Annotated in this window: 14 protein-coding genes; 11 read left to right on the top strand and 3 right to left on the bottom strand. The window is 68.0% G+C overall.

Translation table 11 applies throughout. The features are described 5' to 3' along the window. Positions 1 to 28 precede the first annotated feature (28 nt). Positions 29 to 559: an NUDIX hydrolase gene (locus tag QNO08_RS17060; protein WP_229966464.1), complete on the bottom strand. Its 531-nt coding sequence runs from the start codon at positions 557 to 559 to the stop codon at positions 29 to 31. Positions 560 to 703: 144 nt separating this feature from the next. On the opposite strand from QNO08_RS17060, the gene QNO08_RS17055 reads away from it, so the two are divergent. From QNO08_RS17055 to QNO08_RS17035, 5 genes are all read left to right on the top strand, one after another. Next, on the top strand, positions 704 to 2233 hold the full coding sequence (locus QNO08_RS17055) for a CCA tRNA nucleotidyltransferase (protein ID WP_229966463.1): 1530 nt from the start codon (positions 704 to 706) through the stop codon (positions 2231 to 2233). Continuing rightward, on the top strand, positions 2230 to 2886 hold the full coding sequence (locus QNO08_RS17050; protein WP_229966462.1) for a histidine phosphatase family protein: 657 nt from the start codon (positions 2230 to 2232) through the stop codon (positions 2884 to 2886). The genes QNO08_RS17055 and QNO08_RS17050 overlap by 4 nt, the downstream gene beginning before the upstream one ends. 143 nt (positions 2887 to 3029) lie before the next feature. Then, on the top strand, positions 3030 to 3212 hold the full coding sequence (locus tag QNO08_RS17045; RefSeq protein WP_229966461.1) for a hypothetical protein: 183 nt from the start codon (positions 3030 to 3032) through the stop codon (positions 3210 to 3212). A gap of 914 nt (positions 3213 to 4126) precedes the next feature. Beyond that, complete coding sequence (gene mshA, locus QNO08_RS17040; protein WP_229966460.1) at positions 4127 to 5374, top strand: D-inositol-3-phosphate glycosyltransferase; 1248 nt, start codon at positions 4127 to 4129, stop codon at positions 5372 to 5374. Between the two features lie 59 nt (positions 5375 to 5433). Beyond that, complete coding sequence (locus QNO08_RS17035) at positions 5434 to 7119, top strand: formate--tetrahydrofolate ligase (protein WP_229966459.1); 1686 nt, start codon at positions 5434 to 5436, stop codon at positions 7117 to 7119. Positions 7120 to 7227: 108 nt separating this feature from the next. Here the strand turns inward: QNO08_RS17035 and QNO08_RS17030 are convergent, their stop codons facing one another. Then, on the bottom strand, positions 7228 to 8313 hold the full coding sequence (locus tag QNO08_RS17030) for an inositol-3-phosphate synthase (RefSeq protein WP_229966458.1): 1086 nt from the start codon (positions 8311 to 8313) through the stop codon (positions 7228 to 7230). 181 nt (positions 8314 to 8494) lie between these two features. Between QNO08_RS17030 and QNO08_RS17025 the strand changes: the two genes are divergently transcribed. The 4 genes from QNO08_RS17025 to QNO08_RS17010 all read left to right on the top strand — a co-directional run bounded on the left by QNO08_RS17025 (position 8495) and on the right by QNO08_RS17010 (position 13189). Beyond that, the gene (locus QNO08_RS17025; protein WP_229966457.1) at positions 8495 to 9961 is read left to right on the top strand and encodes a glycosyltransferase family 87 protein; all 1467 of its coding nucleotides are present in this window, start codon (positions 8495 to 8497) and stop codon (positions 9959 to 9961) included. Further along, positions 9958 to 11403, top strand: a complete 1446-nt coding sequence (locus QNO08_RS17020; protein ID WP_229966456.1) for a phytoene desaturase family protein — start codon at positions 9958 to 9960, stop codon at positions 11401 to 11403. Before QNO08_RS17025 ends, QNO08_RS17020 begins: the two co-directional genes overlap by 4 nt. A 115-nt stretch (positions 11404 to 11518) precedes the next feature. After that, a complete protein-coding gene (locus tag QNO08_RS17015) occupies positions 11519 to 12829 on the top strand; it encodes a hypothetical protein (RefSeq protein ID WP_229966455.1) in 1311 nt (436 codons plus the stop codon). Positions 12830 to 12919: 90 nt separating this feature from the next. Beyond that, on the top strand, positions 12920 to 13189 hold the full coding sequence (locus QNO08_RS17010; protein WP_229966454.1) for a hypothetical protein: 270 nt from the start codon (positions 12920 to 12922) through the stop codon (positions 13187 to 13189). 57 nt (positions 13190 to 13246) lie between these two features. Here the strand turns inward: QNO08_RS17010 and QNO08_RS17005 are convergent, their stop codons facing one another. Continuing rightward, a complete protein-coding gene (locus tag QNO08_RS17005; protein WP_229966453.1) occupies positions 13247 to 13567 on the bottom strand; it encodes a putative quinol monooxygenase in 321 nt (106 codons plus the stop codon). 142 nt (positions 13568 to 13709) lie between these two features. Between QNO08_RS17005 and QNO08_RS17000 the strand changes: the two genes are divergently transcribed. Together QNO08_RS17000 and QNO08_RS16995 are read left to right on the top strand one after the other, a co-directional pair. Further along, entirely contained in the window at positions 13710 to 15392 is a 1683-nt protein-coding gene (locus tag QNO08_RS17000) for an ABC-F family ATP-binding cassette domain-containing protein (RefSeq protein WP_229966452.1), read from the top strand. 357 nt (positions 15393 to 15749) lie between these two features. After that, positions 15750 to 16928 (top strand): MFS transporter, encoded by a 1179-nt coding sequence (locus tag QNO08_RS16995; protein WP_502866871.1) that lies wholly within the window; start codon positions 15750 to 15752, stop codon positions 16926 to 16928. The last annotated feature ends 74 nt before the right edge of the window (positions 16929 to 17002 follow it).

The raw sequence follows: 17002 nt of genomic DNA, 5'->3' as shown, positions 1-17002 counted from the left end.
GAAGCGGGTGCACCCGCTCGCCGGGCGCTCAGAGGTAGCGGGGGAGGATTTCCCGGGCGAGGTCGGCGATGCGCCGCTCGTTGGGAAAGGAGAGCCGTTTGCCGAGCTCGGCCAGGGGAACCCAGGCAACGTCCACGGCCTCGTGGTCCGGATCGTTCTCGATCGTGAGGTTTCCGCCGGTGGCGGCCAGCAGGAAGTGGTGGACCGTCTTGTGCACCCGGTGGCCGCTGACCGTAAACCAATAGTCGATGCTGCCCAGGGCGGTCAGGATGCGCCCGTCGATTCCGGTCTCCTCGGCGATCTCCCGGATGGCTGCTTCGCGGCTGTCTTCATCATTCTCGGGATGGCCTTTGGGCAGGCACCATTCCAGCCGTCCGCCGCGGTTCAGCCGGGCAATGATCGCCACCGGCAGCTCCGAGGATGAGGAGTCAACCACAATTCCGCCGGCCGAGACCTCTTCCACCGTGGGCAGTGAGGCATGCACCGGATGCGCACCGACCCCGCCCATTGACGCCGTCAATGGGGTTCGCTTGGGTGCGCTCGGTACAGGATGGGCCATAGGACCACTCTAACGATCTTTGTCCGGGGATGATGACTGTCCGGGGGAGGCCCGGGGAGGACGCGGGAACGCTCGGCGTGTCCGGGCACCGAAGGGACCCCGCTGTGCGTCTTCGGACCTTTTATCTGGCACGCTTAAAGCACTATGGTGCACCTTTTTGATAGTTCGGCCCTGAAGACTCCCCTGCCCTCCGTTGTCGGTGAGCTCGGAACGCTGTTCGAGAACGCCGGCTACGAGCTTTCCCTCGTCGGCGGTCCCGTGCGTGATCTTTTCCTGGGGCGGGTGTCTCCGGACCTGGACTTCACCACCAACGCCCGCCCGGATGACATCATCAACGTCATCCGCCGCTGGTGCGACACGTATTGGGAGATCGGCCGGGCGTTCGGCACCATCGGTTTGCGCAAGGCCGGGTTCCAGATCGAAATCACCACTTACCGGGCCGATGCCTATGACCCGGAGTCGCGGAAGCCGGCCGTGGCCTTCGGCGACAAGCTTGAGGATGATCTGTTCCGCCGTGATTTCACCATGAATGCGATGGCGCTGCGGCTGCCCTCCATGGAGTTGGTGGATCCGTTCGGGGGAGCGCAGGACCTGCAGGCCGGCCTCGTCCGCACCCCGGGCGCCCCGTCGACGTCGTTCTCCGACGATCCGCTGCGGATGATGCGCGCCGCCCGGTTCGCGTCCCAGCTGGAAGTGGATGTGGCCCCGGATGTGTTTGAGGCGATGAAGGACATGGCCGGCCGGATCACGATTATTTCCGCCGAGCGTGTCCGCGATGAGCTCGTGAAACTGATCAACGGCAAGGCGCCGTGGACCGGCATCGACCTGCTCGTGGAAAGCGGACTGGCCGAGCATGTGCTGCCGGAGGTCTCCGCCCTGAAACTGGAAATCGACGAGCATCACCGGCACAAGGACGTCTACCAGCATTCGCTGACGGTGCTGCGCCAGGCCTGCGGGCATGAGACCGGCGCCGACGGCGATGTTCCCGCCCCGGACTTCGTCCTGCGGTTCGCGGCCCTGATGCACGACGTCGGAAAGCCCGCCACCCGCCGCTTCGAGCCCAATGGTTCCGTCAGCTTCCTGCACCATGACGCCGTCGGGTCGAAGCTGACCGCGAAGCGGATGAAGGCGCTGCGTTTCGACAACGACACCATCAAGGCGGTGTCGCGGCTGGTGGAGCTGCACATGCGCTTCTACGGCTACGGTGATGCCGGCTGGACGGACTCCGCCGTCCGCCGTTACGTCAACGACGCCGGCCCGCTGCTGCAGCGGCTGCACCGGCTCACCCGCTCGGATGTCACCACCCGCAACCGGCGGAAGGCCGAACGGCTGGCTTTCGCCTACGACGACCTTGAGCTCCGGATCGCCGCGCTGGCCGAGCAGGAGGAGCTCGCGGCCATTCGTCCGGATCTGGACGGAGAGGCAATCATGGCGCTGCTGGGCATCCGCCCGGGCCCCGTGGTTGGCCGCGCCTACCGGTTCCTGCTCGAAGAGCGCATGGAAAACGGGCCTTCCGGCGAGGCTGAAGCGGCCGCCCTGCTCCGCGGGTGGTGGGCCGAGCAGCCCGAAAGCCGGGACGTCCCCGGCCCGCCGGCGGCGGCCCCGGAGGCCGGCGCCGGTGACAAAACAGAGGCGGGCACAAACCCGTCGGCAACAGTGGAAGGAAGTAAATGAGCGACGCTGAGGACTTCGGTCCGGCGGTTCCGGATACGACGCCGGCGGGAACGCGGCTGCCGCGGCTGTGGCTGCTGCGCCACGGCGAGACGGAGTGGTCCCGCGAGGGAAACTACACCGGCCTGACGGACATTCCGCTGACCGCGGCCGGGGAGGCCCAGGCGGTCGCCGCGAAGGAGAAGATCGGGCAGGTCGACTTTGACCTGGTGCTGTCCTCCCCGCTGATCCGCGCCCGGCGCACCGCGGAGCTGGTGGGATACCCCGAGCCGCGGATCCTGCCCCATGCGCACGAGTGGGACTACGGAGCCAACGAGGGCCGCAAGAGCACGCAGGTGCGGGCCGAGAACCCCGGCTACCTCATCTGGAACGACGGCGTTCCCCAGGGGGAGACCCTGGACCAGGTGGCGGAGCGCGCCGACCGCATCGTCTCCCTCGTGCAGGCCGGCTGCGGCACACCGATGGACCGGGATCCGGGAGCAACCCCGGTGGAGAAGGTCCTCCTTGTGGCGCACGGCCACTTCCTGCGGATTCTCGCCGCCCGCTGGTTGGGGCTTCCGGCAGACCACGGCCGGCATTTCGTGCTCGGAACCGCTGCCGTCTGCCTGCTGGGCTGGGACAAACACACGCCCGCAATAGTGCGCTGGAACTATTAGCAGCAAAGAAATGAAAAAGTTTCAGGAAATGCTTGGCACGGAACTGAAACCTGTTGTATGTTTTTCCTGCGGCCAGCTTTCTGATAAGCGGGCCGCACCAGCCATTCCGGCAATCCACGCACTCATGAAAGGGAGGTGGGGTAATGACCATCCATGTATTCCTCACTGCCACGACGGATGCCTGCCCGCAGGCCCGCACGTCCACCCCTTCGACTGCGTGGCCGGCTCTCCGGCCCACCGGACGGCGGATGGCCGGCGGAACAGGCCGGCAGGGCGGAACCGGACGGCGTTCACGCTACCCGTTTGGCCTTGGGGGCCGCGGGTAGCCTCGCACCGGCCGCCCGGCGGCTCTGTTCCGGGAACGACCTGCCCCTGAGGGGCAGCGTCCTCGGGTGGGCAGTGTCCTGGGATGGACACCTCCCTGCGGTTGCCTCCGTCCTCCGGTGGCCACCGGCCCAGCGGCGACATGGTTCCTCCCGGGAGGGTTCCCTCTTGGCACTGTTCCTTTCTTCGGTCGCGGAGCTCCGTTCCCGGCACGCCCTGCGGCACTCCTCCCTGGCTCGGCATTGTTTTATCGGCTAATAACCTGCCGGTAATTCGACCGCACTGTTGTTTGCTGCGGCAGCCTGCCTTCTGAATACCCTGCCTTTTTAACCGCCTTTTCTTCTCCCTGCCTTGAGGGATTTCTTTCCTTTTTCTCCCACGTACCTTTCGCGCACCCAAAAACAGGTGTGCCATTCTTTCGGAGTTTATTGTGCGTTCTTTCAACCTGCCCTCGTCCCTCTCCAGCGACCCCCGGGAAAACCCGGAGCACCCGGAAACCATCCCCCCTCCGTCAGCGCCGGCCCTGCCGCCGGACCGACCGCCGTCGGGCGTTCCGACACCGGGGGCGGCGCCCGCTCCTGCCTGGCGGAGGGCGTTAACCCTGATTGCCCGCGTTCGCGCTTCCTTCGCACGGTCCGAAGCAGTCCACCAGGCGCGGCTTGATGCGTGCTGGAACGGACCGGAGCGCCATTTGCTGGCTCACGTCATCTGTTCCGCCAAGTAGGAACTGCCCACCGGGAACAAATCCCGGGGAGTCCGCGCTGTACCGCGTGGACTCCCCGCCGGATGGGGTTCCGGCTTTGACGCGCCGCAGCAGAAGTGACAAGGGCAACCGTCCCGGAAACCATGCTCCGCCCCTCGGCGTTATAAAGTCATTAGGGGATTAGCACTGCGGCCGGCCAAGAAGGGAGTGCTGTTGCTTCAGGTAAAGCGTGTGGCCATGCTCTCGTTGCATACGTCACCCCTGGAGCAGCCAGGTTCCGGCGATGCCGGCGGAATGAACGTCTACGTCCGCTCGGTCGCAGTGGAACTGGCCAGATCCGGCGTCGAAGTGGATATTTTCACCCGTTCCTCGGACCCGCGTCAGCAGCCAGCCGTGGAACTCGTTCCCGGCGTCACTGTCCGCCACATCACTGCAGGACCGCGCCGCAAAATCGCGAAGGAAGCACTGCCCGGACTGGCCGACGCCCTGGCACTGGGCGTCAGCGACATCCATCCCTTCCCGGCGGGCCGCCGGTTCGACGTCATCCACTCGCACTATTGGGTGTCCGGCACGGCCGGGCTGGCCGTCGCCAGGGCGTGGGACCTGCCGCTGGTGCACACCATGCACACCATGGCGCGGGTGAAGAACCTGCGCCTCCAGGCCGGGGAGAAGCCCGAGCCCCAGGTCCGGATTGACGGGGAGCAGGACATCGTCGACGGCGCCACCCGGCTGATCGCCAATACGAGCACCGAAGCCGCCGAGCTGGAAGCGCTGTACGGAGCCGACCCGCTGGAGGTGGACGTGGTGGCTCCCGGCGTGGACCTGCAGATCTTCTCCAGCCGGAACTCCCACGCCGCCCGTGCCCGCCTGGGCGTTCCCCGGGAGGTGTTCCACGTTGTCTTTGCCGGCCGCATCCAGCGCATGAAGGGCCCCCAGGTACTGGTGCGTGCCGCCGCGGAACTGCATGCCCGCCGTCCCGACATCCCGCTGCAGATCAGCATCCTCGGCGCCGGGAGCGGTTCCGAGGTGCTGGACCTGCAACCGCTGATCGACTCGCTGGGGCTGCACGCCCACGTCTCCCTGCATCCGCCCGTGGGCGCAGCTGCGCTGGCTGACTGGTTCCGTGCCGCCGACGTCGTCGCCGTCCCCTCCTTCAGCGAGTCCTTCGGGCTGGTTGCCCTGGAAGCCCAGGCCTGCGGAACGCCCGTGCTGGCGGCCAATGTCGGCGGGCTGCCCAAGGCCGTCGGACACGGCCGCACCGGCCTGCTGGTGGACGGGCATGACAGCGGCCGGTGGTCAGCCGAGCTGGAGCGGCTGCACGACGACGCCGGGCTGCGCCGGGCGCTGGGCTACGGCGCCGCCGTGCATGCGTCGGCCTTCGGCTGGAAGCGCACTGCGTCGCTTACGGCCGAGAGTTATCTGCAGGCCGCGGAACAGTTCTCGGCGCAGTCCGTCCGCTGATAGCTTGGTCCGTACCACCGCCGGTGGCCACCGGCGTCGGGAACGGAAGGAACGCGTCGATGCGCACTGCCGCTGACATGTCCAGTGATTTGGAAATCTCCCGCCGGGCGGTGCTGAAACCCGTCACGGAGGTTGCCGCCGCCGCCGGCATTCCTGAAGACGCCCTTGAACTGTACGGGCGCTACAAGGCCAAGATCGACCCGCTGCGGGTGCCTCCGCGCGGCACCCGCGGCAAGGTGGTGCTGGTTACCGCCATGAGCCCCACCCCGGCCGGTGAGGGAAAGTCCACCGTCACCGTGGGGCTCGGGGATGCCCTGGCCAAGGCGGGAGTCAGCACTGTCATCGCCCTGCGGGAGCCCTCGCTGGGACCGGTCCTGGGCATGAAGGGCGGCGCCACCGGCGGCGGCTACTCCCAGGTGGCGCCGATGGAGGACATCAACCTGCACTTCACCGGGGACTTCCATGCCATCACCACGGCCAACAACGCCCTCGCCGCGCTGCTGGACAACTCCATTTACCAGGGCAATACCCTGGGCATCGATCCGCGGCGCATCACGTTCCGCCGCGTCATGGACATGAATGACCGCTCGCTGCGCGACATCGTGATCGGACTGGGCGGACCGGTCCAGGGCACGCCGCGCCAGGACGGCTTCGACATCACCGTCGCCTCCGAAATCATGGCCGTGTTCTGCCTCGCCCGGGACCTGGCTGACCTCAAGGCCCGGCTGGCGCGGATCACCGTGGGCTACACCTACGACCGGCGGCCGGTGACCGTGCGGGACCTCGGCGCGGAGGGAGCCCTGACGCTGCTGCTGAAGGACGCGGTCAAACCGAACCTGGTGCAGACCCTTGCCGGCACCCCGGCATTGGTCCACGGCGGGCCGTTCGCGAACATTGCGCACGGCTGCAACTCGGTGATCGCCACCGAACTGGCGCGCACCGTCGCTGACGTGGTGGTCACGGAAGCCGGATTCGGAGCGGACCTGGGCGCCGAAAAGTACATGGACATCACGGCGCGGGCCGCGGACGTGGCACCGGACGCCGTCGTTCTGGTGGCCACGATCCGGGCGCTCAAGATGCAGGGTGGCGTGCCCCGGAGCGAACTGGACCGCGCGGACCGGGCCGCGCTTGAGGCCGGAACCCCCAACCTGCTTCGCCACATCGGAAACATCCGGAAGTTTGGCCTGAATCCGGTGGTGGCCATCAATACGTTCAGCACCGACACGCCGGAGGAGCTCGAGTGGCTGCTGCGCTGGTGCGCAGCCGAGGGCGTGCCGGTTGCCGCGGCAGACGTCTGGGCGCAGGGCGGCGGCGGGACCGGCGGCGACGCCCTGGCGGTGCGTGTCCGGGCGGCGCTGGCGGAGCCGGCGTCTTTCCGGCACCTGTATCCGCTGGAGCTGCCGGTGGAGGAGAAGATCCGCACGGTGGCCCGGGAGATTTACGGGGCCGACGACGTCGAATTCTCAGTTTCGGCGCGGCGCCGGCTGGAGGAGATCCGGGCCGGGGGATGGGATTCGCTGCCGGTGTGCATGGCCAAGACGCAGTACTCGTTCTCCGACAACGCGGCCCTGCTTGGCGCGCCCACCGGTTTCACCGTGCACGTGCGGGACCTGATCCTCAAGACCGGCGCCGGCTTCGTGGTCGCGCTCACCGGGGCCGTGATGACCATGCCCGGGCTGCCGAAGTCCCCCGCGGCGCTGCGCATGGACGTGGCCGCTGACGGCACGCCGCAGGGTTTGTTCTAAGCGGCGCCCGGCCCGTGCCGAGATGGCAGAAGATGCCCTTCCCGGCACTGGGAAGCGCACCTTCTGCCATCTCGCGGGACGGCGGGGAGGCTGAGCGGGGGAGGGAGGTTAGCGCTCGACCTCGCCGCGGATGAACTGCTCCACCTTTTCCTTGGCAACGTCATCGTTGTACTGCTCCGGCGGGGACTTCATGAAGTAGCTCGACGCCGAGAGGATGGGTCCGCCGACGCCCCGGTCCAGGGCGATCTTGGCGGCACGGATGGCATCGATGATCACGCCGGCGGAGTTGGGGGAGTCCCAGACCTCAAGCTTGTATTCCAGCGACACCGGAGCGTCGCCGAAGTTGCGGCCCTCCAAGCGGACAAAGGCCCACTTGCGGTCATCGAGCCAGGCCACGTAGTCCGACGGGCCGATGTGCACGTCGTCTGCCTTCAGGTCCGCCGACGTGTTGGAGGTGACCGCCTGGGTCTTGGAAATCTTCTTGGACTCCAGGCGCTCGCGCTCGAGCATGTTCTTGAAGTCCATGTTTCCGCCGACGTTGAGCTGGTAGGTGCGGTCCAGGATGACGCCGCGGTCCTCGAACAGCTTGGCCATGACCCGGTGGGTGATGGTGGCGCCGATCTGGCTCTTGATGTCGTCGCCGATGATCGGAACCCCGGCGGCGGTGAACTTGTCGGCCCATTCCTTGGTCCCGGCAATGAACACGGGCAGCGCGTTCACGAAAGCGACGCCGGCGTCAATGGCGCACTGGGCGTAGAACTTCGCAGCCTGCTCGGAGCCGACCGGCAGGTAGCAGACCATGACATCCACGTTGTTCTCCCGAAGCGAGGCAACAATGTCCACAAGTTCGGCGTCGGACTCTACGATCGTTTCCCGGTAGTACTTGCCCAAGCCGTCGAGGGTGTGGCCGCGCTGGACGGTGATGCCGGTCTGCGGGACGTCGGCAATCTTGATGGTGTTGTTCTCGCTGGCCCCAATGGCGTCGGCCAGGTCCAGACCGACTTTCTTGCTGTCCACGTCAAAGGCTGCCACGAACTGCACGTCGTTGACGTGGTACTGGCCGAACTTCACGTGCATCAGGCCGGGAACGGTCAGGTCCGGGTCAGCGTCACGGTAGTACTGGACGCCCTGGACCAGCGACGCTGCGCAGTTTCCAACACCGACGATTGCGACCCGAATGGGGTTCTTTGCCACGGTTCTCCTTTGAAGACAAAAATTTTACTGTTGCCGCGCCAAACGCGGCAAGATCGGCCCAGTCTACGGCCTCAGCCCGTAAGTTCCGTGTGAAGCATCACATGCGGACCGCCCGCGACGGCCACCGCGCGGCCGGTATTCGAGGCCGATGCGGCCCGTTGCCGGCGTCATACTGGTAAGCATGGAGCCCAAGCCCCGACGGCGGCCGCTGCGCACAGTGGTCCCCAGCCGCAACGATCCGTTGCTCAAAACGCTTACCGAAGTCATCGGCGGGCCGCTGGGCCGACACACCGCGCCGGGGATCGTGACGCCGGGGTTTTTCACGGTGGAACGGGTGCTGATCCTGCTCACCACTGCCGCCGCCCTCCTGGCCGTGCTGGTGAAAATGCCCTGCCGGACCGGCGGCTGGACCTCTCCGGACCATTTCTACAAGGCCTGCTACTCGGACTGGCCGGTGCTGTTTGACTCGCGCGGGCTGGCCGAGGGCGTCTTTCCCTTCCTGACGCCCGGTGTCGGCTTTGAATATCCGGTGCTGCTGGGCCTGCTGGCCGGGGCCGTCGCCCTGCTCGTGCCGGGCGACGGTGTCTCGGCGGAGCGGGCGCTGGCCTACTTCGACATCAACGCCGCGCTGGCCGCCCTGGCCTGGATCGCCACCGTGGTGGCCACGCTGCGCATGACCAACCGCCGGCCCTGGGACGCTGCCATGGTGGCCCTGGCTCCGGCGATGATCCTGTCCGTGTTCATCAACTGGGACATCTGGGCCGTGCTGCTGGCCGCCCTGGGCATGCTGGCCTTCGCCCGCAGCCAGCCGGTCCTGGCGGGGGTGTTCCTGGGGTTGGGCACGGCGCTGAAGCTGTATCCGGTGCTGATCCTGGGCGCGGTGCTGGTCCTGGCCTTGCGGACGCTGCGGCTGCGGCCGGCCTTCGCGGCCGTGGGCGCGGCCGCCGCCACCTGGCTCGCGGTGAATGTTCCCTTCATGGTCTCCGACTTCACCGGCTGGAAATTCTTCCTCAGCTTCACCGGGGAGCGTCCGGCCGGATATTCCTCGGTGTGGTTTGCCTGGAACCTGATGTCCGGGCGGCTCGGCCTGGCGGAAGCGGAGCCGGCCTTCATCAATGTCTGGGCGTACGCCCTCTTCGCCGCCGCGTGCGCCGGAATAGCCCTGCTCGCGCTTGCCGCGCCCCGCCGCCCCCGGCTGGCCCAGCTGGCGTTCCTGATCGTGGCGGCCTTCATCCTGACCAACAAGGTCTATTCGCCCCAGTTTGTCCTGTGGCTGATCCCGCTGGTTGCCCTCGCCCGCCCGCGGTGGAGGGACTTCCTGGTGTGGCAGTTCTTTGAGGTGCTGCACTGGTGGGCCGTCTGGATGTACCTGGGCGCCCAGACCTCCGGCGGCGACCCCCGGAACAACATCGAGGCCGCGTACTACGTCTGGGCCGTGGGAGGCCATGTCGCGGCAACGGCCTGGCTCGTGGCGCGGGTTGTCGCCGACATCCTGAACCCCGCGGGTGATCCGGTGCGCCGGCTCGACGTCGACGATCCCCAGGGCGGCCCCTTTGACCATGCGCCGGACCACCGGCTCCGGCTCCCGCGCGGACCCCGGCGTGCGGACCCGGTTCAGCCCGCAGCACAGGAAGCAGGAACCCCATGACCGATGTTTCAGTGGTCGGCGCAGGACCCAACGGGCTGGCCGCTGCGGTCATCATGGCCCGCGCCGGGTTGTCGGTCCGGGTCTTTGAAGCCGGACCCACGGCCGGCGGCGGCAGCCGGACCAAGGAGCTGCTGGAACCCGGCCACCGGTACGACGTCTGCTCCGCCGTGCATCCCATGGCTTTGGCCTCGCCCTTTTTCCGCCGGTTTGAGCTGGCGGAGCGGATCAAGCTCACCGTGCCGGACATTTCCTACGCCCACCCGCTCGACGGCGGGGACGCCGGCCTGGCCTACCGGGACCTGGAACGCACGGTTCAGGGCCTGGGGCCCGACGGCGCCGCCTTCCGCCGCCTGATGCAGCCCCTGGTGCGGCGCAGCGAAGACATCACCAGCCTGCTGATGTCCCCGCTGCTCCGCGGTTACCGCGAGCCGGCGGCGGCGCTGGCCTTTGGACGGGCGGCCCTGGAGCAGGGCACTCCGCTGTGGAACCGGCGGTTCTCCGAGGCGAAGGCCCCCGCACTGCTCACCGGGGTCGCCGCGCATCCCGTGGGGCGGATGCCTTCGCTGCCCTCGGCCGGAGGAGGGCTGCTGCTGTCGCTGCTGGCGCACACCGTGGGCTGGCCCATTCCGGAGGGAGGATCGCAGGCCATCGCCGATGCCATGGTCAGTGACCTGTTGGCGCACGGCGGTGAATTGGTGACCGGTCACCGGGTGGCGTCGCTGAACGAGGTAAGGAGTTCTCCCACCGTCCTGCTCGATGTGTCGCCGGCGACCCTGCTCGATCTGGCCGGCCCGGAGCTGCCGGGGCCGTATGCGCGGGCCCTGGCCCGGTTCCGCTACGGCAACGCTGCCTGCAAGGTGGACTTCATTCTTTCGGGGCCGGTTCCGTGGGCCAACGAGGGCGTGCGCCGGGCCGGGACGGTGCATGTGGGAGGCCGCCGTGAAGAGCTGGCCCGGGCCGAGGCGCAGGTGGCGGCGGGCCGGCATCCGGAGCGGCCGTACGTCCTGCTGTCCCAACCGAGCAGCTTTGACTCCTCCCGGGCACCGGCGGACCGCCACATCCTCTGGACCTACTGCCACGTCCCGGCCGGATCCACGGTGGACATGACGGAGGCCGTCACCGCGCAGATCGAGCGCTTCGCACCCGGCTTCCGTGACGTCGTCGTGCGCTCGCAGGCAACGACGGCGGCGGATCTGGAGCGCTACAATGAGAACTATGTCGGCGGGGACTTCGGCGGCGGCGCGGTGAACTTGTGGCAGATGGCCGCCCGGCCGGTGCCCGCAGTGAATCCGTGGCAGACACCGCTGCCCGGGGTTTACCTGTGCTCAGCCTCCACTCCGCCCGGGCCGGGAGTCCACGGGATGGGCGGCTGGCACGCGGCGGCGCTGGCCCTGCGCCGGGACCACGGAATGGACGTCCCGGACCTGGGTGCGGAAAACTGACCGCCGCCGCTGCTGCCGTGCTGGGCCGCGGGGGACGTCGCAGGCGATACCGCCGGAAGCTTGTATGTTTAAATCCGACGCAAGGCTGCTCATGCTCTGCAGGGGGAATGGATAAATGGACAACCAGGACAACGGGATTCCGGGAAACCCGGACACCCTTGCTCTGCCTGCCGAATCCGACCGCCGGCCCCCGCAGTGGTGGCTGGCACTGCAGTCAGCCTTGTTTGCCTATGGACTGACCCTTGGGGCCGCGCTGGTGATGATGGCGCTGCTGGTCCTGGGATTTTTTGTGGGCGGCACCGGAGCCCTGAACGGCATGAATGATTCCGCCGGGAACATGGGCGCCCGGCTGGACGGTCCGTCGGCGCTGTTGATTTATCCGTTTTTCCTCGCCGCGATGGCGCTGGGCGGCACTCCGGTGCTGACCGTCTCCGCCGCCGGGTACGCAGACCTTCCCGCCCCGCTTGTCAGCCTCTGGGCAGGCGCCCTTCCCCTGCTCCTGACCGTGGTGTCGGTCGCCTCGCTGTGGCGGCTGGGCCGCCGGGCCGAGAGGAGCTCACCGTCGGCGTCCGAGGGCCAGCGCTGGCTGTATTCGGCGCTGACCGGACTGGCGTTGGCCGCCGTTTCAGTGCTGCTGAGCCTGGCGTTCTCGCTGCGTGAAGACACCGAAACCGGAGCCATGTTCCTGACCGCAGCCTCCCCGGGCCTGGTCGCCGGCGCGGTGCTGCTTGGCACGGTAGCCAGCTGGGCGGGGCGAAAGCACGAGACCGGAACGGCACCGCACTGGGTGACCCGGGCGGAGCGGTCCCTCCCCGGGGTCCGCGCAGCGCTTCGCCTGGCCGGAGCCCATTACCTGGCCTACACGGCAGTGGCCGGAGCGGCCCTGGCAGTCACCGCCCTGGTCAAGGGCGGTGTGGCCGTGATGTTTGCCGCGCCGTTGTGGCTGCCAACGGCCTCGGCCTGGGCCTACGCCGCCGGTCATCTCTCAGCAGTGGCGGAACAAGGACTGCCCGCGGCGGCACAACTTCCGGGCTCCGTTGTTGACCTGCCGGTCTGGGCCAGCGCGGCAGCCGGTGCGCTGACCCTGCTGCTGTCCGCAGCCGCATCCGTGGCCTGGTTCCTGGCCCGGGACCGGCGCCCCGAATCGCTGGGCCGGCGCTCCGGATGGCTGACCCTGCCGGCGGTCTTCGGGTTTGCCGGCGCAGCGGTATCCGTGCTCGGCGTCGTCGCTGCCGGCCAAACCCTGGCCGGCGGCAGCGGCGGCGGACAAGGGTTCGGAACCGTGGGGCCAGCGCCGTGGACCTTCCTGGTCATGGCCGCCTGGGGACTGGTGATCGAGCTAGGCTCACGAACCATGGCGGGCCATGTGGCCCACCTCGTACCGGCGCGGGTGGCCGCACGATTGGCAGGCACCGCCGCCAAGTAGCGGCCGGACGTAGTGGCCGGGAGGGTGCGGAGGCCGCCGTCCCTTGCGCTCCGGGCGCGGTCGTGGGGAACTGGAAACAGGAGGTTTCCGATGACCGAACACCTGAACAATCACCACCGGGACACGCTGGATCAGATCCTGCGGCATCCCACCAGCTCAAACATTGAGTGGAAGAACGTCGTGTCACTGCTCGAAGCGGTGGCCGACACCACCCGGGAGCACAACGGCAAGTACGAGGTCACCCTCGGCGGGCAGACGGACTTCCTGGAGCCGCCGCGGGGCAAGGACATCGACGAGCAGACAGTGGTTGACCTGCGAAAGATGCTGACCCGCGCCGGATACACCCTCGACACCAAGTAGTCCCGGGCGGCCCGGGGCTACTTGGTGTCGCGGAACCGGCCGGGCCGCCAGCCCGAATTACTCGACCGTCAACTCGCCCATGCGCGACCAGTCTTCGCCGTCGATCACGGTGTTGATGATCTTCGGAGTCTCCACCAGCGCCTGCACCATGTCCTTCATGGCCTGCTGGAAGTGATCGCTCTGGACGTGGGCGGCAGCGGCGTCGTCCTTGAAGGCTTCGACCAGGACAAACTCGTTGGGGTTCTCCAGGCTGCGCGACCAGTCGAACCACAGATTGCCCGGCTCGGCGCGGGTGGCGGCCGTGAAATCGGCAGTCAGTTCCGGCCAGCGGTCGGCCCATTCGGGCTTGACGTTGAATTTGACGGTTATGAAGATCACGTGTGCTCCTTGGTCGGCCCCGGTGTTGGGAGCTTCATCGTAGACAGATCCCGCCAGCCGCTGTCCACATAGCCGCTCCACGCAGCCTGTCCACGCACGGCAGCCATGCGGCCGGCAGCGCGCCGGATGGGAGGATAGGAGCGTGGCTCACCTCGACGTATCCAACATTGACTATTTCCTCTCCGACGGCCGGCAGCTGCTCAACGGCGTCAGCTTCAAGGTGGGGGACGGGCACAAGACTGCCCTGATCGGCCCCAACGGCACCGGCAAGACCACGCTGCTGCGGATCATTGCGGAGGACATCAAGGCCGACGAAGGCACCGTGGCGAAGTCCGGATCCATGGGCATCATGCGCCAGTTCGTGGGCCAGGTCCGCGACGACAGCACCGTCCGTGACCTGCTGGTCTCGGCCGCCCCGCCGGCGCTCGCCGCCGCCGCCAAGGCAGTGGACGACGCCGAGCTGGCCATGATGGAGCGCGACGACGAACCCACCCAGATGCGGTACGCCACAGCCATCGCCGACTGGGGAGATGCCGGCGGCTACGAGCAGGAAACCGTCTGGGACGAGGTCACCATGGCCGCCCTGGGTGTGCCGTTTGACCGGGCGCAGTACCGCAAGGCCTCCACGCTGTCCGGCGGCGAGCAGAAGCGCCTGGTCCTGGAGGCCCTGTTCTCCGGCCCGGACGAGCTGCTGCTCCTGGATGAACCGGACAACTACCTCGACGTTCCCGGCAAGCGCTGGCTGGAAGCGAAACTCGCGGAATCGAAAAAATCAGTGCTGTTTGTCAGCCACGACCGCGAGCTGCTGGACAACGCCGCGACCCGCATCGTCACCCTGGAGCCCGGCATCAACGGTGCTTCCGCCTGGATCCACGGCGGCGGGTTCAGCAGCTACGTCACTGCCCGCGAGGACCGCAACGCCCGGTTCGAGGAACTGCGGCGGCGCTGGGACGAGGAGCACCTGAAGCTCAAGGAACTCGTCAACATGTACAAGAACAAGGCTGCGTTCCGCTCCGACATGGCCAACCGTTACCAGGCCGCGCAGACCCGGCTGGCCAAATTCCTTGAGGCCGGCCCGCCCGAGGCGCTGCCCATCGAACAGAACGTGAAGATGCGGCTGCGCGGCGGACGGACGGCCAAGCGCGCCGTCGTCGCGCAGAAGCTGGAACTCACCGGCCTGATGAAGCCCTTCAGCACCGAAATCTGGTTCGGCGACCGGGTGGGCGTGCTTGGCGCCAACGGCTCGGGCAAATCGCACTTCCTGCGGCTGCTGGCCGCCGGCGGCACCGATCCGGAAAAGGAACACGAACCGGTGTCCGAGGTGGAGATCGCTCCGGTGCCGCACGAGGGATCGGTGAAGCTCGGCGCCCGGATCCGGCCCGGCTTCTTCGCGCAGACCATGATGCGCCCGGACCTGCTCGGCAAAACCCTGCTGGACATCCTGCACCGCGGCGACGACCACCGCTCCGGGCTGGGCCGCGAGGCTGCGGCCGGCGCACTGGACCGCTACGGGCTGGCGGCGTCCTCGGAGCAGAAATACGATTCGCTCTCCGGCGGGCAGCAGGCCCGGCTGCAGATCCTGCTGCTGGAACTCTCCGGCGCCACGCTGCTGCTGCTGGATGAACCGACCGACAACCTGGACCTGCATTCCGCCGAGGCGCTGGAAAAGGCCATCGACGCGTTCGAAGGCACCGTCCTGGCCGTCACTCACGACCGCTGGTTCGCCCGCAGCTTCGACCGGTTCCTGGTCTTCGGCTCCGACGGCAAAGTCTACGAATCCGAGACCCCGGTCTGGGACGAGAAACGCGTGGTCCGGGCCCGCTGACCGGACCGCCGGCCGGCCCCTTTGTGTGTGCCAGGCCGCCGGCCGGGCAAGTCAATCGGCTAGTGCGCAAGGGGCCTCACCGCCGCCCCTGATGCCGAGTGTGCAGCTCTGCCGACTTCGAGCCGCTTTCGTCGGCCCACGCTCGCCGAGTGTGCAGATCGGGTGACTTCCGCGCCGCCGAGCCCGCCATACGTGCGCACTCGGGGAATCCTGCCCGCTATATCTGCACACTCGATGGCCAGGGCCCATCCAGTGTGCAGATCGTGGGCTCACAGGGCTGCGGCTGCCGCCGGTGTGAGCAAGGTCCGTTTCCGCCGCGGCGCGGACTGGCTGCACAATATAGGCGTGAAGAGCTCTCTGGACCGTGCCCTGATTTCCGTCTTCGTGATCTTTGGCCTCAACGGCCTCATTTTTGCCAGCTGGGCCGCCCGCATTCCCGCCGCCGCCGAATCCCTCGGGATCGGCGCGGCGGGGGTCGGGCTGCTGCTGTTGTTTTCCGCCGTCGGCTCGATCTGTTCACTGCCGCTGGCCGGATCCATCGCCCAGCGGATCGGCACCGCCGGTGCCGTGCGCGCCGGCGGACTGACGACGTCGGCCGCGTCCCTGATCATCGCCGCCTCCCTGTTTTGGCCCAATGTGCCGCTGGCCGCAGGAGGCCTGCTGCTCTTCGGCGCCGGCATCGGCCTCTGGGACGTGGCCATGAACCTGGAGGGCACCGAGGTGGAACGCCACCTCGGCCGCACGGTGATGCCCAGGTTCCATGCCGCGTTCAGCGGCGGCGCATTTGTGGGCGCTATGATCGGCGCCGTGCTCTCGGCCGTCGGAATTTCGCTGTCCCTGCATCTGCTGGGCATCGTGGCGATTGCCACGGTGCTGGTGCTGGCCGTGCCGCGGAACTTCCTGCCCGACCCGGTGCCGGCGCACGACGACGACGGCGCACCCGCTGCTCCGCGGTCGCGGTTCGCCGCGTGGAAGGAGGGGCGCACCCTGCTGATCGGCGTGGTGGTTTTGGGCGCCGCGCTGACCGAGGGCGCCGCCAACGACTGGGTGGCCAAGGCCACCGTGGACGGCCTCGGCACCAGTGAAACCGCCGGCGCGGTGATGTTCGGCATCTTCGTGGCCGCCATGACCGCCACCCGCTGGTTCGGCGCGCAGCTGATCGACCAGTGGGGACGGGTTCCGGCGCTGCGGATCTGCATGGGCGCGTCACTGGCCGGGCTGCTGCTGTTTGTCCTGGCCCCCAATCTGGTGCTGGCCGGGATCGGGGCCGTCCTGTGGGGAATCGGCGCGGCCCTGGGCTTCCCCATGGGCATGTCTGCGGCCGGCGAAGACCCGGCCCATGCGGCCAGCCGGGTGTCGGTGGTGTCCACCATCGGCTACCTGGCGTTCTTTGTCGGCCCGCCGGTGCTGGGATTCCTGGGCGAGCACTGGGGTATCCGCAACGCGCTGCTGCTGGTGGGCGCGGCCATGCTGCTCTCCATCCTGTTCGCCCCCGCCGCGGCGGAACGGAACAGAATTTCCGAGGCCGCTCCGTAAAGCTCCCGGTCCGAACCGGCACCAAAACCAGCGGACCGCATGTGTCCGCAATGGGGGTGCCGGACCCGCAGTGC

Source organism: Arthrobacter sp. zg-Y820 (assembly GCF_030142155.1).
GTDB lineage: Bacteria > Actinomycetota > Actinomycetes > Actinomycetales > Micrococcaceae > Arthrobacter_B.
Note: the sequence above shows the minus strand (reverse complement) of the source record. Positions and strands in the feature narration are given on the sequence as shown.

Bases quoted from the DNA above. Each gene is read 5' to 3' on its own strand.
- QNO08_RS17060 (WP_229966464.1), bottom strand. From the start codon at position 559: ATGGCCCATCCTGTACCGAGCGCACCCAAGCGAACCCCATTGACGGCG.
- QNO08_RS17055 (WP_229966463.1), top strand. From the start codon at position 704: ATGGTGCACCTTTTTGATAGTTCGGCCCTGAAGACTCCCCTGCCCTCC.
- QNO08_RS17050 (WP_229966462.1), top strand. From the start codon at position 2,230: ATGAGCGACGCTGAGGACTTCGGTCCGGCGGTTCCGGATACGACGCCG.
- QNO08_RS17045 (WP_229966461.1), top strand. From the start codon at position 3,030: ATGACCATCCATGTATTCCTCACTGCCACGACGGATGCCTGCCCGCAG.
- QNO08_RS17035 (WP_229966459.1), top strand. From the start codon at position 5,434: ATGCGCACTGCCGCTGACATGTCCAGTGATTTGGAAATCTCCCGCCGG.
- QNO08_RS17025 (WP_229966457.1), top strand. From the start codon at position 8,495: ATGGAGCCCAAGCCCCGACGGCGGCCGCTGCGCACAGTGGTCCCCAGC.
- QNO08_RS17020 (WP_229966456.1), top strand. From the start codon at position 9,958: ATGACCGATGTTTCAGTGGTCGGCGCAGGACCCAACGGGCTGGCCGCT.
- QNO08_RS17015 (WP_229966455.1), top strand. From the start codon at position 11,519: ATGGACAACCAGGACAACGGGATTCCGGGAAACCCGGACACCCTTGCT.
- QNO08_RS17010 (WP_229966454.1), top strand. From the start codon at position 12,920: ATGACCGAACACCTGAACAATCACCACCGGGACACGCTGGATCAGATC.